The sequence below is a fragment of the Vibrio phycocola genome, assembly GCF_054404255.1.
On record NZ_JBTAMQ010000002.1, the window covers coordinates 360,832 to 380,122 of the forward strand.

General features: G+C 40.9%; 14 protein-coding genes and 1 tRNA gene. 6 read left to right on the forward strand and 9 right to left on the reverse strand.

Translation table 11 applies throughout. From position 1 onward, the window contains the following. Positions 1-387 precede the first annotated feature (387 nt). Both rne and ACXJY6_RS05320 read left to right on the forward strand, forming a co-directional pair. Complete coding sequence (gene rne, locus ACXJY6_RS05315) at positions 388-3,333, forward strand: ribonuclease E (protein WP_458767640.1); 2,946 nt, start codon at positions 388-390, stop codon at positions 3,331-3,333. A gap of 229 nt (positions 3,334-3,562) precedes the next feature. Further along, positions 3,563-5,122, forward strand: a complete 1,560-nt coding sequence (locus ACXJY6_RS05320) for a SulP family inorganic anion transporter (RefSeq protein ID WP_456050920.1) — start codon at positions 3,563-3,565, stop codon at positions 5,120-5,122. Between the two features lie 346 nt (positions 5,123-5,468). Here the strand turns inward: ACXJY6_RS05320 and adhE are convergent, their stop codons facing one another. Further along, positions 5,469-8,162, reverse strand: coding sequence for a bifunctional acetaldehyde-CoA/alcohol dehydrogenase (gene adhE, locus ACXJY6_RS05325; RefSeq protein WP_456050919.1), 2,694 nt, complete (start codon positions 8,160-8,162; stop codon positions 5,469-5,471). Positions 8,163-8,829: 667 nt separating this feature from the next. On the opposite strand from adhE, the gene ACXJY6_RS05330 reads away from it, so the two are divergent. After that, positions 8,830-9,690 carry an ion transporter gene (locus tag ACXJY6_RS05330; protein ID WP_456050918.1) on the forward strand — a complete coding sequence of 287 codons (861 nt, stop codon included), beginning with the start codon at positions 8,830-8,832 and terminating at the stop codon, positions 9,688-9,690. Positions 9,691-9,732: 42 nt separating this feature from the next. Here ACXJY6_RS05330 and ypfJ read toward each other — a convergent pair whose 3' ends face one another. From ypfJ to yejK, 4 genes are all read right to left on the reverse strand, one after another. Beyond that, a complete protein-coding gene (gene ypfJ, locus ACXJY6_RS05335) occupies positions 9,733-10,617 on the reverse strand; it encodes a KPN_02809 family neutral zinc metallopeptidase (protein WP_458767641.1) in 885 nt (294 codons plus the stop codon). Between the two features lie 100 nt (positions 10,618-10,717). Then, positions 10,718-11,830 carry an aspartate-semialdehyde dehydrogenase gene (gene asd / locus ACXJY6_RS05340; protein ID WP_456051065.1) on the reverse strand — a complete coding sequence of 371 codons (1,113 nt, stop codon included), beginning with the start codon at positions 11,828-11,830 and terminating at the stop codon, positions 10,718-10,720. A gap of 162 nt (positions 11,831-11,992) precedes the next feature. Further along, positions 11,993-13,162, reverse strand: a complete 1,170-nt coding sequence (locus ACXJY6_RS05345; protein WP_458767642.1) for an Hpt domain-containing protein — start codon at positions 13,160-13,162, stop codon at positions 11,993-11,995. A 46-nt stretch (positions 13,163-13,208) separates the two neighbouring features. Next, positions 13,209-14,210, reverse strand: a complete 1,002-nt coding sequence (yejK, locus tag ACXJY6_RS05350) for a nucleoid-associated protein YejK (RefSeq protein WP_456050915.1) — start codon at positions 14,208-14,210, stop codon at positions 13,209-13,211. Positions 14,211-14,294: 84 nt separating this feature from the next. Here yejK and ACXJY6_RS05355 point away from each other — a divergent pair, with 84 nt between their 5' ends. The 3 genes from ACXJY6_RS05355 (at position 14,295) to ACXJY6_RS05365 (ending at position 16,465) form a co-directional block, all read left to right on the forward strand. Then, positions 14,295-14,519: a DUF1414 domain-containing protein gene (locus ACXJY6_RS05355; protein ID WP_456050914.1), complete on the forward strand. Its 225-nt coding sequence runs from the start codon at positions 14,295-14,297 to the stop codon at positions 14,517-14,519. Between the two features lie 22 nt (positions 14,520-14,541). After that, complete coding sequence (locus tag ACXJY6_RS05360; protein WP_458767643.1) at positions 14,542-16,335, forward strand: DUF3413 domain-containing protein; 1,794 nt, start codon at positions 14,542-14,544, stop codon at positions 16,333-16,335. A 53-nt stretch (positions 16,336-16,388) separates the two neighbouring features. Further along, positions 16,389-16,465, forward strand: a tRNA-Pro gene (locus tag ACXJY6_RS05365). A gap of 882 nt (positions 16,466-17,347) precedes the next feature. On the opposite strand, the gene ACXJY6_RS05370 is transcribed toward ACXJY6_RS05365, so the two are convergent. The 4 genes from ACXJY6_RS05370 to ACXJY6_RS05385 all read right to left on the reverse strand — a co-directional run bounded on the left by ACXJY6_RS05370 (position 17,348) and on the right by ACXJY6_RS05385 (position 19,287). Further along, positions 17,348-17,881: a hypothetical protein gene (locus ACXJY6_RS05370; protein WP_458767644.1), complete on the reverse strand. Its 534-nt coding sequence runs from the start codon at positions 17,879-17,881 to the stop codon at positions 17,348-17,350. Between the two features lie 142 nt (positions 17,882-18,023). After that, the gene (locus tag ACXJY6_RS05375; RefSeq protein WP_458767645.1) at positions 18,024-18,497 is read right to left on the reverse strand and encodes a hypothetical protein; all 474 of its coding nucleotides are present in this window, start codon (positions 18,495-18,497) and stop codon (positions 18,024-18,026) included. Positions 18,498-18,499: 2 nt separating this feature from the next. Continuing rightward, positions 18,500-18,712, reverse strand: a complete 213-nt coding sequence (locus ACXJY6_RS05380) for a helix-turn-helix transcriptional regulator (protein WP_458767646.1) — start codon at positions 18,710-18,712, stop codon at positions 18,500-18,502. 80 nt (positions 18,713-18,792) lie between these two features. Beyond that, positions 18,793-19,287 carry a hypothetical protein gene (locus tag ACXJY6_RS05385; protein WP_458767647.1) on the reverse strand — a complete coding sequence of 165 codons (495 nt, stop codon included), beginning with the start codon at positions 19,285-19,287 and terminating at the stop codon, positions 18,793-18,795. Positions 19,288-19,291 lie beyond the last annotated feature (4 nt).

Genomic DNA, 19,291 nt, shown 5'->3' on the forward strand with positions numbered 1-19,291 from the left:
AACAAGGCTAATTCCATAAAGCTGATTGCCCAATCCCCTGTCCACTGCTATAGTTCATAATTGTAATAAAGGGTGTGATGTTATTTGTTCGTCCACTTCGTTTTTTACAAAAATATTGAGTAGGCAGGCGCGTTCTATATGCAGCAAACGGCATAAGACATATTAGAAAGCGAGTTTTCTTGTTGCTCTACTCAACATCTCTTCATGCCGAGTAATCTCCGTTACATTACGGGTCACAGAGAAATCCTTTGTGGTAACTGGTGTGTCCAAATAGTGCATCCCTCCAGCCGAGAGGCTGTAAATAATAGCCATGGGATCTGACACCATGAAGAGAATAAAAAGCAACGAGAATAATAATCAAAACAAAGAAATATAACGAGATTTTAAATGAAAAGAATGCTAATAAACGCAACTCAAAAAGAAGAGATGCGTGTCGCGCTGGTCGATGGCCAGCGCCTTTTCGATTTGGACATCGAAAGCCCAGGACATGAGTCCAAAAAAGCCAATATTTATAAAGGCCGTATTACTCGTGTTGAACCTAGTTTAGAAGCCGCATTTATTGATTATGGTGCTGAACGTCACGGATTCCTTCCTCTAAAAGAAGTTGCCAAAGAATATTTTCCTGCAGGATATACCTACCAAGGTCGACCAAGTATTAAAGAAGTACTTCGTGAAGGCCAAGAAGTTATTGTTCAAGTAGAAAAAGAAGAACGCGGCAGCAAAGGCGCGGCTTTAACAACGTTTATCTCTCTTGCAGGCAGCTATTTGGTTCTAATGCCAAATAATCCCCGCGCAGGTGGAATCTCTCGTCGTATCGAAGGTGATGAGCGTACTGAACTAAAAGAAGCTCTTAGCTCTCTCAAACTTCCACAAGGAATGGGCTTAATTGTTCGTACTGCCGGTGTTGGTAAGTCAGCTGAAGAACTCGAATGGGATTTAAGTGTTTTATTAAATCACTGGGGCGCAATTAAAGGTGCTTCTGATTCCAACTCTGCCCCATTTTTAATACACCAGGAAAGCAATGTAATTGTCCGTGCAATTCGTGATTACCTACGTCGCGACATTGGTGAAATCCTAATTGATAGCACAACGATTTATGAACGCGCTCTTGAGCATATTCGTTTGGTTCGACCTGACTTTGTTAGTCGTGTTAAAAAATACGATGGTGAAGTTCCGCTATTCAGCCATTACCAAATTGAAAGCCAAATAGAATCGGCTTTCCAACGTGAAGTGCGTTTACCTTCTGGTGGCTCGATCGTTATTGATCCAACAGAAGCCCTAACCTCCATCGATATCAACTCTGCTCGTGCTACAAAGGGCGGCGATATTGAAGAAACCGCTTATAACACTAACTTGGAAGCTGCCGATGAAATTGCTCGTCAACTTCGTCTACGTGACTTAGGTGGCTTAGTAGTAATCGACTTTATCGACATGACTCCAGTTCGTCACCAACGTGCTGTTGAAAGTCGCTTACGTGAAGCGGTTCGCCTTGACCGAGCTCGAATTCAAATCGGCCGAATTTCACGTTTCGGATTATTAGAAATGTCTCGCCAGCGTCTGAGCCCATCGCTTGCCGAAGCGAGTCACCACATCTGCCCACGCTGTACAGGTACTGGTGTAGTTCGAGATAATGAATCACTGGCACTTTCTGTCCTTAGACTCATTGAAGAAGAAGCCTTAAAAGACAATACGACTCAAGTCTTAGCGGTTGTTCCGGTTCCAATTTCATCTTACTTATTGAATGAAAAACGCCGCTCTATAAATCACATTGAACGGGCTCAAGAAGTCAATATCATTGTTGTACCTAACGCTGATATGGAAACGCCTCATTTTGAAGTTATTCGCATTCGAGAAGGCGAAGAGCAAGAAATGTTGTCGTATCTAGTACCTAAGAAACTCGACAGTTTACGTGAAGCTGAGAGCAAAGATATGGTTGAGGTTGATATTAAGCCGCGTCGTATTGAAGAGCCGGTATTAAAAGGGTTTGCATCATCAAACGCAGCACCTTCACCTGCTGAAAAACCAGCCGCGGCTCCATCGAACTCAAGTACCGAAGATAAGCCTTCGATATTTAGTATGATATCAGGCGCATTTGCAGCGCTAGGTGCTCTCATTGCTGGTTCAACAGGCAACAAAGAACCTGCTACACAAGAAGAAAACAAACCTCAGGAATCCAAAAATTCCTATCAGAAGAATAACAAGTCACGAGACCGTCGTCGCAATAAACCTCAAAAAGACAATCGCAGTGCTAGCTCTGTGAATGACTCGTCGACACCAAAGAATGACTCTGAAGAAAATCAACGTAAAGATAATGGTAATACTCGCAGACGTACTCGGAAACCACGCCAAGAACGTAATACCAAAACAAGCGTAGATAAGAATCAGAAAGTTGCTCAGGAGGGACAAAAAGTCGCTCAAGAAGCTCAGCAAGAAACGACGTCTAAGCCGAAGCAACAGAATCGTGACAAGACCAATACGGTAAAAGAGCGTCGTCAACGCCGTAAATTAACCAAGCAAATTCGAACCAAAGATACTTCTGAGGTAGATGACAGCCTAGCTCCAATCACCGCACCAGGAAGTATCGCAGCTGAAGCTGTATCACAAATTGTAGCTCAAGAAATGAGTGAAAATAGTGATGCAATTGAACAAACTGCAGATAATGGAAATACAGACAGTAACGCAAATAAGCAGCGTCGCAATCGTCGTTCTCCTCGCCACCTTCGTGCCAATGGTCAACGTCGTCGTCGCGGACGCGAGCGTGCTCCAAACCCATTTAGACTTCGAAAAGGCGGTGTTGCCTCGCCAGAAATGGCAATGGGTAAAGTGATGCCAAGTTATGGATTAACGGTTAAGACTTCTAAACCAAAAGTTGAAGACTCAACAGCTGTTGCTCTGTCTGAGACGCCAGTATTAGATATCGCTTCTAATATTGGTGGCGTTGCATGCCCTGAAATGGCAATGGGTAAAGTGATTATCTCATCACAGAAAGAAGCAGTAGATCTAATTGTTGAAGAAACGGTCGCTGTCGAAACTAAAACCGAACCAGCGATCGAAACTGTTGTCACTAACGTTGATTCTGAAGTTACGTCAGAACATGCTGAACCAGTACAAGTAACGCCTGCGGATGAAACTTTATTATCTGGGCTAACAAATACTGTGAAAGGCAAAGCAAGTGCAGCAATGACAAAAGCTCCGGCGTCTTCAACTGAATTAGCAGAAATAACCATTGTGGCCGCTCCAATTAAGGAAGATCGCTACACACCACTTGGAGCTGGTAGCCAGACGGCCACCAACAAAGCAAGCGCAGGAATGACTAAACCTCAAGCGTTCTAAGCTAAAGGGGTTCAAGTTATATTAATAAGAGCAACCTTAGGGTTGCTCTTATTTTGTACTAAAATAATATAAGAACTGAGTGATTATTGAACTACATCACACTTTTCTGTAGCATTTCTATCTTACGCCCACTTACCTAATTACACATTCACCTATTCTTTATTTTACAAAGGTGTCTCAAATTAAGTTTGCGTCGGCAATTACACTCACTTAACTATTTGAAATAATCATGGCAGATAACTCTATAACTTCACAACAATCAATTAAAAACGATGTCCTCTCGGGCCTCACGGTAGCACTTGCGCTAGTGCCTGAAGCAGTTGCATTTGCATTCGTTGCTGGTGTTGACCCGATGGTAGGGTTATATGCCGCATTTATCGTTGGGCTAATTACCTCCGTTTTCGGCGGTCGCCCAGGCATGATATCTGGCGCGACAGGTGCCATGGCTGTTGTCATGGTTGCTCTTGTTGCCGAACATGGCGTTCAATACCTATTTGCCGCTATTTTATTCGCTGGATTACTCCAAATTTCAGCGGGTATTTTTCGCCTAGGTAAGTTTATTCGCATGGTACCTCATCCTGTAATGATTGGATTTGTAAATGGATTAGCCATTGTTATTTTCCTTGCGCAACTTGGTCAGTTCAAAGTCCCTGACGCATCGGGTACATCGTTTGAATGGCTTGCGACTGGCGATATGGTATTAATGTTGGGCTTAGTATTGCTCACAATGGCGATCATTCATTTTCTTCCAAGGTTTACTTCTGCTATCCCTTCTTCACTCGCTGCGATAGCGACAGTGACACTAATAGTTCATTTATTTGGGTTGGAAACTCGTACTGTGGTTGATTTCTTACGTACGATGTCAGGGGATGCATCTGCAACTCTTGCTGGCGATCTTCCAAGCTTTTCTATTCCAATGGTGCCATTCAATTTAGAAACCTTAATCATCATCCTACCTTACGCTGTTATTTTAGCGGCAATTGGTCTTATCGAATCACTGCTTACTTTAACGGTACTTGATGAAATGACCAATACACGAGGACGTGCTAACAAAGAGTGTGTCGGTCAAGGACTTGCTAACGTGACTTGTTCATTCTTTGGCGCAATGGGTGGTTGTGCAATGATTGGTCAATCGATGATCAACATTAACTCCGGTGGACGCGGACGACTCTCAGGAATCGTTGCTGCCTTGATGTTACTGTTCTTTATCCTATTTGCCTCATCTCTTATCGAAATGATTCCATTAGCGGCACTTGTCGGTGTTATGTTTATGGTTGTAATTGGTACGTTTGAATGGGCAACCTTTAAGCTTGCTCGCCGCGTTCCAAAGAAAGACTTCTTTGTCATCGTTTTAGTTACCGTTGTAACAGTATTTACCGACCTCGCCATTGCCGTTGCGGTAGGTGTTATTACTTCTGCTCTTATGTTTGCATGGGATCATGCCAAACACATCTATGCGACCAGCAAAAATAATGAAGATGGTTCAAAAGAATATGTCATCCATGGTCCAATTTTCTTTGGTTCAACCGCAAACTTTCTTGAATTGTTTAACGCCAAAGATGACCCGAAAGAAGTCATTGTCGATTTTGGGCAATCACGCGTTGCCGATCACTCTGCAATCGAGGCAATCGAAACCCTAGCAGAGCGTTATTCCGTGTTAGGTAAAACGCTTCATCTACGTCATTTAAGCCCAGATTGCCGCAAGCTACTCAATAAAGCGGGCAGCCTTGTGGAAATCAATGTTAAAGAAGATCCATCTTATAAAGTGGCAACCGATGTTCTTGCCTAAATAAGTGATTTTCTTTGAGCTACATTAGAGCCAATTCTAAAAGCCTAGAGCATTATGCTCTGGGCTTTTTCTTACTATGATTCTTCCGCCCTAGTACCTTAGAGTCACGCTTTTTTGTTACGCTCAAAAAGAACCAATATTCAAATACTATCCTCTTTTATATATTGGTACCTGACGCATTACAAACACCACTCAATTCAACTCAAACCATTCATTAAAGCCAACCATGACATCACAACCTTTTGGCTCATGTTTCCTATTAGATAACTAAGTAGCAAAGACATAAAAAAACCCCAACCAATGGCTGGGGTTTTTAACTAAGAATTACTTATAAAGCTATTAATTATTAAGCGTTCGCTTTATCTTTTTTAGTAGCTGGTTTTGCCACTTGGTCTGCTTTTTTCTTAATAACAGTTGTACCTTCGTAAGTTTCACCTTCAACGTATGGTGCGCCATGGTAAGAATCAATCAGAACTTCTCTAAGTTCAGAGATTAATGGGTAACGTGGGTTAGCACCAGTACATTGGTCATCAAATGCATCAACAGAGATTGCGTCAACTTGAGCCATAAAGTCAGCTTCAGATACGCCAGCTTCTTTGATAGACATTGGAATATCTAGGTCTTTCTTCAACTCATCCAACCATGCAAGTAAACGTTCAATTTTCTGTGCAGTATTGTCACCAGCTTGTGACAAACCTAAATGGTCAGCTACTTCAGCATAACGACGACGCGCTTGTGGGCGATCGTACTGAGAAAATGCAGTTTGCTTAGTTGGATTGTCATTCGCGTTATAACGAACAGTGTTAGAGATAAGTAATGCGTTAGCAAGACCGTGTGGTAAGTGGAATGCGTTACCAATTTTATGTGCCATTGAGTGACACACACCTAGGAATGCGTTCGCAAATGCAATACCGGCGATCGTTGCAGCATTGTGTACTTTCTCACGTGCGATTGGGTCATTTGCACCATTCGCATAGCTTGAAGGTAAGTATTCTTTAAGCATCTTAAGTGCTTGCAGAGCTTGACCATCAGAGTATTCGTTCGCAAGAACTGAAACGTAAGCTTCTAGAGCGTGAGTTACGGCATCATAGCCACCAAACGCGGTTAGAGACTTAGGCATATTCATTACTAAGTTCGCGTCAACGATAGCCATCTGTGGAGTTAGTTCGTAGTCCGCAAGTGGGTACTTAGCACCTGTTTTATCGTCAGTAACAACAGCGAAAGGCGTTACTTCTGAACCAGTACCAGATGTTGTAGTGATACATACAAGTTCTGCTTTCTCACCCATTTTAGGGAATTTGAAGATACGTTTACGGATATCCATAAAGCGCATTGCTAATTCTTCAAATGCTGTTTCTGGGTGCTCGTACATTACCCACATGATCTTAGCAGCATCCATTGGTGAACCACCACCTAGAGCAAGAATTACGTCAGGTTGGAAGCTCTGCATTTGAGCAGCACCTTTCTCAACAACTGACAACGTTGGATCCGCTTCTACGTCGAAGAATGTTTGAACTTCGATACCTTGTGCTTTTAGCAAATCAACGATTTCATCTGCGTAACCATTATTAAATAGGAAACGGTCAGTAACTAGGAATGCACGTTTCTTACCTTCTAGGTCGCTAAGTGCGATTGGAAGGCTACCACGGCGGAAGTAGATTGATTTAGGTAGTTTGTGCCACAACATATTTTCAGCTCGCTTCGCTACAGTTTTCTTGTTGATTAGGTGTTTAGGACCTACGTTCTCTGAGATAGAGTTACCACCCCATGAACCACAACCAAGAGTAAGAGAAGGTGCAACGTTAAAGTTATAAAGGTCACCGATACCACCGTGAGTGGTTGGGATGTTTACAAGAATACGAGCTGTTTTTAGTTTATCGCCGAAGTACTTGATACGGTCAGCATTAACATCTTGGTTAGTATAAAGGCCAGATGTATGTCCAATACCACCGATTTCGACCATTGTTACCGCTTGAGCCACAGCGTCTTCAAAACTGTCAGCACGGAACATACCAAGACATGGTGATAGTTTCTCATGGGCAAATTCGTCATCATAAGAAACTTTACCAAGGCCTTCACCAACAAGAATCTTAGTATCTTCAGGAACAGTAACACCCGCCATTTCAGCAATAGCGCAAGCTGGCTGACCAACGATTTTCGCATTTAGTGCACCGTCGATAAGAATCGTTTTACGAACTTTGTTAGCTTCAGCTTTGCTTAATACATACGCTTTATGAGACGCAAAACGCTCTTTAACTTCGTCATACACTTCATCCATTACGATGACAGCCTGCTCAGAAGCACAAACTACGCCGTTATCGAATGTTTTAGACATAAGAACAGAAGCAACTGCACGTTTAACGTCAGCAGTGTCATCGATAACAACAGGAACGTTACCCGCACCAACACCGATAGCTGGCTTACCAGAAGAGTATGCGGCTTTAACCATGCCTGGACCACCAGTTGCAAGGATAAGTGCAATACCATCGTGCTTCATAAGAGCATTTGAAAGCTCAACTGAAGGCTGATCAATCCAGCCGATAATATCTTTAGGCGCACCTGCCGCAACTGCTGCATCTAAAACGAGTTTAGCAGCGTCATTGGTTGAGTTTTTCGCACGTGGGTGTGGAGAAAAGATAATACCGTTACGAGTTTTAAGAGAAATAAGAGACTTAAAGATCGCAGTTGAAGTTGGGTTAGTCGTTGGAACGATACCACAGATGATACCAACAGGCTCAGCAATGGTCATTGTGCCCATGCTTTCATCTTCTTCTAAAACACCACAAGTCTTTTCATCTTTGTATTTGTTGTAGATAAATTCTGAAGCAAAGTGGTTTTTGATTACTTTATCTTCAATGATACCCATGCCAGATTCCGCTACCGCTTGTTGTGCTAGAGGAATACGGGCTTGGTTAGCAGCTAAAGAAGCTGCACGAAAGATTTTATCAACTTGTTCTTGTGAAAAAGTTGAAAACTCTTTTTGTGCCGCTTGTACGCGAGCTACGAGTGCATCAAGTTCAGCCAAATTTGTTACAGGCATATTGAATCTCCTAAATTAAAAAACATTAAAAACTTTTTATTAAGTAGTCAGTTTTCGGTCTTGGGAGAAAACGTAGAGTTAAGCCCAAATTTAAAAAATCTAACTTAGTAAATAGCTTTCACGGATGAGTATAGTCGTTCGATTTATGAAAACATTGATTCAGATCACTTCTGCAAAACTAATTAATCACAGCGAAAATTGATCTAAAAACAGGATTAATAATTATAATATTTTCAATAACTTGGAAATAATCATACAAAATTATAAATAAAATTAATTTTGACCTGTAAAATAAATAACGTAAAAGCACTCAATATACGCAGCAACCTACTGTTATTTATATAGAATAGAGTAAAAATAAAACCCAGACACAAGAAAAATCAGGCTGTCCATCCTATAATCAGCAGATCAACAGCCTAAAAAAAAGAATCAAAAAGTGACCAGTTAATTTATCTCAAAAAAAAAGTGTACATTAGAGCTTTCAGTTATACAACTAGCGCCCATGCAGCATAAGTCAGACAGTGGTGCTCATATTTCCTATTTATACAGTATAAAAATTAGGATTTGATAATTTATAAACAGAATAATTAAATTGTTTTGATGATAAACTGAAGGCGAGAAAGGAAGTTATGTCGCTCATAGAGAGCGAGAAAAGTAGAGGCGTGCTTTGGACAATTCAAATAAGAAACATAATTTACGTGAACAACTCTATATCATCATTTTTGGCACTCATACTCGTGCTGGTAAGATGTTCGATCTATGTTTAATCGCTACAATTATCGCATCTCTCATTGTCCTAGTGTTGGAATCGATACCTGATATTAACCAAGATTGGCATGACACACTTCGCTACTTTGAATACCTTTTTACTGGATTGTTTACAATAGAATATATTGCTCGTCTCTACTGTTCTCCGAGGCCGGCATCCTATGCGAAAAGCTTTTATGGGATTATCGATTTCATTGCAATCTTGCCAACTTATCTCTCTCTCATCTTTCCGTCGGCCTATTTTATTAGCGTGATTCGCTTACTCCGAGTTCTTAGAATTTTTCGCATATTAAAACTGGTTCGCTATTTACAAGACTCCAATATCCTTCTCCGCTCACTATTGGCGTCACGACGAAAAATTTTTGTATTTTTTACCGCCGTGCTCGTTTTAGTCACTATTTTTGGTGCGCTTATTTATGTGGTCGAAGGGCCTGAGCATGGTTTTACCAGTATTCCGAAAAGTATTTATTGGGCTATTGTTACCATCACCACTGTTGGGTATGGCGACTTGGTCCCGCAAACAGCATTAGGACAAATATTAGCTTCCTTAACGATGCTTTTGGGGTATTCAATTATTGCTGTACCGACGGGAATTATAACTGCAGAGTTAAGCGGAGAAATGAATGCTCATAAACAGTTAGTCAAATGCCCTAACTGCTCGTTGAGTGGTCATGATACGGATGCTATGCACTGCAAACATTGTGGAAGTGAATTAGCCGATCCCGATAAACGAGTGGTCCCGGTAATGAGAGATCACTGATATCAAATTGGCATCGGAGAATTCGCTTTAGTTCTCAGCCAACTAAAAGGTATCGCAAACCTTTAGTTGGCCACTTTCAAAACCTTTTTTAAACCAAGCCATTCGCTGTGCAGAGGTTCCGTGAGTAAAGGCATCAGGAACAACATAGCCTTGTATTTTTTTCTGCAGCGTATCATCACCAATAGCACTGGCCGCATTTAGTGCTTCGTCAATATCACCCTCTTCCAATGAGTTAAAATCGTTTTTGCTGTAATAAGCCCAAAGCCCTGCATAGCAATCGGCCTGTAATTCGACTTTGACTTGAAGTGCATTATCTTGAGTTTCTGAAAGGCTTTGCTTAGCATTTTGTACGTCTGATAGTGTACCGACCAAGTTTTGGACATGATGACCGATTTCATGTGCAATTACGTAGGCCTGAGCAAAATCTCCAGGAGCATAATGGCGGTTTGCTAACTCATCAAAAAATGACAAATCCAAATAGACTTTTTGATCTGCCGGACAATAAAACGGACCGGTTTGCGAAGACGCATAGCCACAACCACTATTTACCGCATTGCGGAACAATACTAACTTTGGCTCGGTGTAAACTGCTTCATGTTGAGCAAATATCTTCGTCCAGATATCTTCTGTTTGAGCCAATACTGCACTAACGAACTGGGCATTGGTATCATCTTGCTGTGAATGACTCACACTCGCTTGAGTATTGGTTGAAGTTGTAACTCCCAATAGAGACATTGGATTAAACCCGAGAACATAGGCAATGCCGCCAATCACTAAAATAATACGACCAATTTTAGTGCCAATGAGTATTCGAATAACCGGAAGTAGCATTCCCATACTTCCACGACGGGCTCCACTGATACCAACAGCAGAACTGTTTCGTCGATCCTCGATATTCGAACTTCTTCTATTTCCTTTCCATCTCATACTATTACCTTATCGCGATTCTTATCGTATTGAGTTTTATTATGTCCAATAAAAAAGAGCACCCTAGAGTGCTCTTGTCAATCTGATGAACCACTAATACTTACTTAGAATCAAGAATAATACGAAGTGTACGACGTAACGGCTCAGCGGCACCCCATAACAGTTGATCACCAACGGTAAAGGCATTTAAGAAATCATCACCCATAGACATCTTACGTAGACGACCAACCGGGATAGACAGTGTACCTGTCACTTTCGCAGGACTAAGCTCTTGAGCCGTAATGTCACGATCGTTTGGAATCACCTTAACCCATTGGTTATGAGAAGCGATCATTTCTTCAATTTCATCCATTGGGATAGATTGCTTTAACTTAATGGTTAATGCTTGAGAGTGACAACGCATCGCGCCAATACGCACACACGTGCCATCGATAGCAATCGGTGAAGCTGATGATCCTAGAATCTTATTGGCTTCGACTTCCGCTTTCCACTCTTCTTTACTTTGGCCGTTTTCACGTTTCACATCGATCCAAGGAATCAATGAGCCCGCAAGAGGTGAACCAAATTGTGATGTAGGAAATTCACTTGAACGAATCGTTTCAGCCACTTTACGGTCGAGGTCTAATATGGAGCTTGATGGGGTTGCCAATTCACCTTTAACGCTATCGTGAATCACACCCATTTGAGAAATAAGCTCTCGCATATTTTGAGCACCAGCGCCTGAAGCAGCTTGGTACGTCATAGCACTCATCCACTCAACATGGCCTTTTTCGAATAACCCACCTAATCCCATGAGCATCAAACTAACTGTACAGTTGCCACCAACAAATGTATTGGTACCAGACTGAATTCCTTCTTGGATTTGAGTTAGGTTAACAGGATCAAGAGTGATAATAGAGTCGCTCGCCATACGCAATGTAGAAGCAGCATCAATCCAATACCCTTTCCAACCAGCCTGACGCAATTGAGGGTAGACTTTTTCAGTGTAGCCACCGCCTTGACACGTGATGACCGCATCGAGCTGTTTCAAGCTTTCAATATCAAATGCGTCTTGTAGCATTCCAGCGTCTTTCCCTAGGTTTGGCGCTGGGATACCTATCTGTGATGTGCTGTAAAACACAGGTTCAATATGGTCAAAATCACGCTCCTCGACCATGCGCTGCATCAATACAGAACCAACCATTCCGCGCCACCCAACTAAACCAACTCTCATCACTCTCGTTCTCCAATGGTTATTTTAATTCATGAGTACCTTTCCATGAGTTGTTTAAGGTAAATCTCAAGATTAAAATTATAATATCTAGTTTGACTCTTGTTCAGCACTGACTCTTATCAATACCAAGTCGAATTATTCTACACTAAACTTTGTTGCAAGCTAAGTGCTATGCGGCGACTTTGTCACATAATTACGCGCAAATATAATCGCGTTACGTAAACGTAATTCCAGTACCTCGATTTGCGTGTCAGTGGGCTTGATTCCTCGCTTTAGCATAGCTTCCATTTGCATTGCATTTTCTTTTAATAATTTAGCCCCAATACTCGCCGCAACTCCCTTTAAACTGTGAGCGACAATAATAGCGTCTTCATTTGAACGCTCTATAGCGCCTTTGAATTTAATGGCATCATTTTGATGATCATGAATAAAGACATTAAGCAATTGTTCTACCGCTGCATCGTCGTTAAGTAGGTTGGACATATAACTAATATCGATCGCATCAGCCGTACTATCTTCGACGAGCTTTTCGGGCTCATTCAATTGAATCGAATCTTCAGAGCGAGATTGTTTCCGAGCAATAATGACAAGCCAGATTAGCAAAATGAAACTCAAAGTCGCATAGGCATAATTGTAGAATAACGACATCGTATGAAAATAATTTCCAACTCTCTCGTTCTCTTTAAATGTGTCGTTAGCAAGAAGTTGATCTAAGAGTGTTTCAGCTCTCACGTAACTGGCTATGACATCATTAGCCGATGCCAAACTTTGATTAAGATCGGTTGCTTCCTCGGTATCCAGTAACGTGCCCAGCTGATAAAGGTGATCAAATTTTCGATAGTTCAGATCGCTCTCTTCATGATTAGCGTATAAAGAATCTAAAACTGTCGCACCGACCATGTCAAAATATCCTTGCAATTCAGGATTTTGATTATATTTCTTACGCTTAATATGAAGCTGTTCTACAAAAGTTTGTAAATCGATATTAATCTTTGAGAGCCGTTCAAGATCGTCCGTATACGCACCAATTGAATAAATAAAATATTCAAAATCTAGGCTAATAAAACTCTCATCTTGAGTCATTTTAAGAGCACTTAACAGAGACCGAATATCTTCGATCTCCTCTTCCAAACGCGCGGATGAATAGGAAAGTGACCGTGTATGAAAGATAAGTTGCGTACGAGTTGACTCAAGCTTATTTATCAGTTGGTTTGCTAAAGAATAGCTTTGGTGAGTTGAACGGTTTAACTGATAAGTAATTCCCACCGCTAAAAACCAAAACAAAAAGACCACAAGTATTGTTCTAAGTAGTGTTTTACGTTTCAATTTCATGTCCTTTACTCAACAGATAATTAAATTGCATAACTCAAAAGAGCCACTACCCTTTGCGGTTAAGTTGCTCTCTCAAGTTTGGTGGTGTCCCTTTAATCGTTAACGTATCCGTTTCTGGGTCATAAACAATACGGTCTCCTAAAAGGCTACTGTCAAAACTAACATTAATGCCCCCTCCAGCGCCAACATATTTGGTTAGCTTTCGAACCATAGCGCGGTCCGCCGGGAAGCTCTCCTCGAGTTCATAACCATTCACAGTGGTGTATTCATGTAAATTAGAGCCTTCCTTTGAAGGCGGTAACTCTAACGACAACTCTTTAATTTGAACTTCATCGCCAGATTTAAGTTGCTCATTACAATATGAATGGACTTGTTTTTTAAAGTCTTGAACTTCTTCTTTTTCAAAGCTGGCATCGCTACAAAAATCGTCAACCGCTTGCATTAAAACCTGGTTTTGCTGCTTTGAATCCAATCCCACATCTGCTTGTAGAAAATCTAAGAAAAAATCAGATACTTTTCGCCCTACTCGACCTTTAATAAACGAAAGGTAACGTGTTGAATCTCTATTTGTTTCATAGGTCGTTAAATCGATACGAGCGACGATATCCATTTTATTGATATCAAGATAGTCTGTCGCACTGATGTCTAGCCCTTCTGTGACTTTTAAGCTTTGGTTTGTTGGTAATAAAGCAATTAACAAATAGTCTGTTGCAAGTGATTGATATTGTGCCATCACCAAGATACCTGCATCAGCAAATGGATATTTGCTCAGCTCCTGTTTTAAACTGTTCACGCTTGATTCGGAAAAAGCATGAAACGATAGTTCCCCAATTTGAAGTTCTTCAAGCCAGTCTTTAAATTTGCTTTCTGACTTAAACACTCCAAACCCTTTAGCCGCTTTGGCGTTAAACACTCGATGCAGTTCAGAAACAAGATTTTCGGCAAACGCATCGTGCTTTAATGAATGCTCGCGAAGCTTCACCACTAGTTCATCAGATTCGTTTTTGTATAACTGGTGTAAAATAACGTTAGATAGGATCATGCTCATAGTGAATTTGTTGTCGTTGAGGTTTCAGTTAGACGCTATACTAGGGTATCATTAGGTGTTTTTCTATCATCTTCAGAGTTTACAATGCCAATTACATCGAAATATAGCGATCAACAAATTGAAACCATGCTCGCTGAAGTTGCTTCTGTGTTTGATAAACACGATGCATCGTCAGAACTCGTACTTATGATTGCAGGTAATATCGCAACAAATGTACTTAACCAAAACGTTGCCGCGTCTCAACGTAAGGCTATTGCGGAAAAATTCGCTGAAGCACTCATTTCTTCAATCGATAGTTCTGTCCACTAAATCACAGGTAATTTGTTAAGACATGGTTGAAAGTGATAACACTTACGGAGAGCGCGTTTCACGATTAGTGGGATGGGGACATTGGTTCGCCTTCTTTAACATCATTGCTGCGATGTTAATTGGTACTCGTTATATCGCTCAATCAGGGTGGCCCGAAAGCGTATTAGGACAAATTTATTCAGCGGTATCATGGGTTGGCCATTTTGGGTTTCTCGTCTTTGCTATTTACCTTTTAATTGTCTTTCCACTCACCTTTTTAATTCCATCAAGAAAATTATTGCGTATAGCCGCAATTTTCTTAGCGACCGCTGGATTAACCTTACTCCTCATAGACACTCAAACCTATCAAGCACTCAATCTCCATATCACTCCTGTCGTATGGGAAGTCCTTTTTAGTGATGCTGATTCTTCATTTTCAAATGATCTTCACAGCTTGTTTATCCTAATACCGGCAATTTTCATATTGGAAGTTGGTTTATCAGAATGGGTATGGAAAAAGCAAAGAAGACTATCTCACAAACATATTGGCCGTCCGCTAGCAGCAATATTCTTCCTCTGCTTTATCGCGAGTCATATTATCTATTCGTGGTCCGATGCCTCGCTTTATTCACCAGTAACAAGTCAACGCTCAAATTTCCCACTCTCCTACCCGATGACAGCTAAAGGGTTCATGGAAAAACATGGTTTATTTGACCGTGGTGAATATGAACAACGTCTTAAAGAGAATCCGGAACTGGTCAATCTTGTAAATTATCCATTAGAGCCCATTGAGTTTAGTCGTCGTCCAAATAAGCTAAACATTATGGTCGTAAGTATGAATAACCTCCGAGCAGATAAGATAACCAAAGAATTGATGCCCGAGACATACAACTATGCATCTAAAAATCAATGGTTTTCTAATCACTATAGCTCTAGCAACGACATGTTTGGCCTATTTGGCTTATTTTATGGGCTGCCCAGCAGCTATGCGAGTAGTATCGAAGTTCAAGGTAGTTTGCCAATTCTCTTTGATGTGCTCGAACAAAATGATTACCAATTTGGTTTATTTAGTGGTGACAATTTCTCAGACCCCATTTATAGCGAAACTATCTTCCGTGGGATGACATTAAATCGACTACCTGAGAATGGTCAAAAAAGCCAAGATCAAACCTCAATCGAGGCTTGGGCGGCTTGGGAAAAACAACAGACAACACCTTGGTTTAGTTATCTTGAATTAGTCACTTTAAAAAATTATGCCGCTATCAACGATTCGTCAGACGTTCAAACAACCGTCGAGAAGCTACAATCCAGCTACGACGATTCCATTAAGATGGCAGATCAAGAGTTAGCCAATTTATTAGCTCAATTAAATGAGTTACAAAATACGGTCGTCGTTATTACCTCCAATCATGGAATGGAGTTCAACGAAACCAATACTAACTCTTGGGGATCAAATACCAATTACAGCCAGTATCAACTGCAAGTACCAATGATCATACATTGGCCAGGAAAAGTAGCTGCAAATTATACGCATCGCTCTAGCCATCTCGATCTTTCAGTATCGTTATTGCAAGAGTTGTTTGGAGTTTCATCTAACCCTAGCGACTACAGTAGTGGCCGAAATTTATTTAATGAGACATCCCGTCGTTGGATTTTAGCGGGAGATGCACGAGAAATGGCATTAGTCACTGGAGATCACACAACGGTTGTCGACAAGTTTGGTAATTTTAAAGTCTATGATCAAGATTACCGTCGCCTGAAGGATGAAAACCCCACACTCCCAGTGCTTATGCATGGGCTAACCGAGCTACAACGATTCTATAGCAAAGATAATTAAATCAGCCTGTTAGAAGTTGACTCCATGATTTAAAAGGGTTAGATTACGAAAATCGGACTGTAGCGCAGCTTGGTAGCGCACCGTCATGGGGTGTCGGGGGTCGGAGGTTCAAATCCTCTCAGTCCGACCATATACAGCAAAGGGTTAGCTTCGGCTAACCCTTTTGCGTTTCTACTCTATGACTAATCTAATGACTAAAAGACTCGTATTTGTGTCTAATTTGAACCAAACCTAGCTCTATGGCTCCTTACACTTCCTATCATCTTGTCAATTTCGGGGATCATAAATTGCTGAACATACCGGCTTTCTAACTTGCTTAATCTGTCTCGCTTTCGATAAAACGTTTTCCAGTGAATGCCTTTAGGTTTCAACCAATATAGAGAGGTCTCGAACATGTTCCTAATATCATGTTTATGAATGGGACATTGCCGCCACAGTTCACTTCTCAACTTAATAATCCTATGGCGCAAGCGGTCTGCTTCGGAAAGGCTTTTTGATTTATGATGAAGGTTAAAGCAAACACGACAACCGAAAGAATTGTTTAAGTAGAAAAGGGCTGTCCTCGGTTTTGAGCAATAAGGACAAATTAAATACAGGCGATAACCGTATCCAACCTTTCTTTTATCCAGTTGAATACGTTGGTGGCTTAAATCCTTGGATTGGAAAGAGTATGATCCACCAGCCTCGATTGCTGCCTTAAATTGATCGGGTTTAATGGTTCGGTATTGATAGGTAAAGTGTCTTGTTCTCTTTGCTGACATCAGTTTCAACGCTTCTATGAATAGATTTTACAGTTATACCAATACGAAATAGTAAGCAAAGTTAGGGTTTTCTTAGTTCTCGAGTTATTTATGGTGCTCGCTTTTACTTTTTATAGCGTCCTGAAACATAACTAACCTACCTCATATCTCTATACATATGGCTTTATATAAAGTAGTGCAGTTTTTGCACCAAACCTCTTTTTCATCAATTTAACCACAAAAAAGGCGAAACCCCTTGCTATGACTGACTTCTACCCATTTGCCGCTAGTTGGGTATAGTGCAATTTTTGCACCTTGCTATCTGTCGATTTATCTGGGTTTAGTGCAGTTTTTGCATCATACCTAGGGGGGTTTAGTGCAATTTTTACACCGTGTGTTCTGTTAGGTGACAACGGGCGCCAATCGCTTCTAAGTGGCTTGGCTGAGGGTTTTAAATTCATGTGTCCTTTACCTTGATATTCATCGACACCATACCAAGTAACAGCAAATAAAGTTGGAGGCTTACCACCCTTTCTTTGCGTGGTTCCAACTCCTGCTATAACGATGAGATCGTTATCCTGTAGCGATTTTAATGCAGACCTTAAAGTATTATTACTACCAAAATAGTCTTTCATACAATCCCACGTAGCAACTAGGTTGCCATTATTGTATCCGTTGTAACGACGTAGCATTAGCGTTAACAATTTAACTGCATTACCTGATAGCTCCGCATAGCTAGCTGAATCCATAACATAATGCGGAATACCCATAAATTTAGATTTTTTTTGTTTCCTATCTCGCGTCATATCTAACCTCTGCGAGCTGCTAACGCTGCGAAATTAGATATTGAATAATATCGCATGAATGTATATCCTTTTTTCGTATGGCTAGCGGCTAGGTCGGGAAACTTCGACCGCTAACCATGGTTTTATGAAAGGGCTTTGGTATTTAGTTGCTAGAGTCCTTTTTCTTTTCCGCATCATCATTCGCAGCGGTATCACCATAGATAGTGAGCATGTCACAACGATGCTTAATCCAATCTACTCCCCGCCAATTGATACCCTTTCGCAGTTGCTTATCGAGGTTTCTAGTTCGCATCGACCAAATCTTGTCATTAACTCGCTTTCTCATTGATTCACGGTCATTAAAAAACTCATCAATCTGCTCTGTCGTCATCATGTGATATGAATAATTACCATGCGCACGCTTGGTTGTTATCTCTACGCCATGCTTTATCTTGAGTGTTGAGATAACCGCATCTTCTTTATCAACCTCAATGTCGGCATAGTCTCTTTTCGGTGGGCTAGTAGTGAGACCATTAAGCAAGTCGATTAACAGCCGCCTTGGGGTTACATCCATTTGAGATAATTCATGGAATGCTTCGGGGTGGTTCATGTGAAGTGATTCGAATGTTATAGACATGATTAACCCTCCATATTCATAGAGGGTTGATTCTGGCTCTTTCGAGAATTCAGCCAATCGTATAGATCTTGTTTATAACACCCTACGCGCCTAGCTGAGAGCTGAATTCTTGGTGCAAATTCACCTTTACGTTCTAAGCGTTGTAGTGTTGCTGTAGAAATACCGCAAAACTTTGCGATATTTTTATTGCCTGAAATTATTTCTTTATCTTGCATAATAATCACCGTTATTGATTGTTAGTGATTATGATCTTAATGATATTTGAGATGAAAGCTGGACAGAACAGACGAAGTTTTTACAAAAATTGTCCATATTTATCTAATGTTCTGTCTGTATATTTCCTTGCTGCATCAAGAGAGGCGAAATCTAGAAACTGATAACACAACTTATGGATATGCTTTTTATCAATCCCTTTCATCTTCATTCTAGTAACATAAAACCTCTTAAGATTTTTCCCTGATTCGTCAAGAGTGGTGAGTTCCAATTCAGCTGTAAAATCTAAATAAGAACATGCATCATTAACCAACTCGCTAGGCAGAATATTGACCTCCGTATTATCATATTCGGCAGGAACTCTACCATGTCGATCAGCCCAATTTTTCATATCTGGCATATTGATGAGCCTTTGTAACTTTTGTGAAACTAGTCTAACTTGTTCCAACCTCTCTAGATGCAAAGAAATATCGTCACCCATCCACTCTATCTCTAGCAATTCACAAAGGACATCCGTGTATCTTTCAACAATTTCTTCATCTACTTTCACTGCTACCCGAATTCTCTCACGTACCATGTGC

Bases quoted from the DNA above. Each gene is read 5' to 3' on its own strand.
- rne (WP_458767640.1), top strand. From the start codon at position 388: ATGAAAAGAATGCTAATAAACGCAACTCAAAAAGAAGAGATGCGTGTC.
- ACXJY6_RS05320 (WP_456050920.1), top strand. From the start codon at position 3,563: ATGGCAGATAACTCTATAACTTCACAACAATCAATTAAAAACGATGTC.
- adhE (WP_456050919.1), bottom strand. From the start codon at position 8,162: ATGCCTGTAACAAATTTGGCTGAACTTGATGCACTCGTAGCTCGCGTA.
- ypfJ (WP_458767641.1), bottom strand. From the start codon at position 10,617: ATGAGATGGAAAGGAAATAGAAGAAGTTCGAATATCGAGGATCGACGA.
- asd (WP_456051065.1), bottom strand. From the start codon at position 11,830: ATGAGAGTTGGTTTAGTTGGGTGGCGCGGAATGGTTGGTTCTGTATTG.
- ACXJY6_RS05345 (WP_458767642.1), bottom strand. From the start codon at position 13,162: ATGAAATTGAAACGTAAAACACTACTTAGAACAATACTTGTGGTCTTT.
- yejK (WP_456050915.1), bottom strand. From the start codon at position 14,210: ATGAGCATGATCCTATCTAACGTTATTTTACACCAGTTATACAAAAAC.
- ACXJY6_RS05355 (WP_456050914.1), top strand. From the start codon at position 14,295: ATGCCAATTACATCGAAATATAGCGATCAACAAATTGAAACCATGCTC.
- ACXJY6_RS05360 (WP_458767643.1), top strand. From the start codon at position 14,542: ATGGTTGAAAGTGATAACACTTACGGAGAGCGCGTTTCACGATTAGTG.
- ACXJY6_RS05370 (WP_458767644.1), bottom strand. From the start codon at position 17,881: ATGACGCGAGATAGGAAACAAAAAAAATCTAAATTTATGGGTATTCCG.
- ACXJY6_RS05375 (WP_458767645.1), bottom strand. From the start codon at position 18,497: ATGTCTATAACATTCGAATCACTTCACATGAACCACCCCGAAGCATTC.
- ACXJY6_RS05380 (WP_458767646.1), bottom strand. From the start codon at position 18,712: ATGCAAGATAAAGAAATAATTTCAGGCAATAAAAATATCGCAAAGTTT.
- ACXJY6_RS05385 (WP_458767647.1), bottom strand. From the start codon at position 19,287: ATGGTACGTGAGAGAATTCGGGTAGCAGTGAAAGTAGATGAAGAAATT.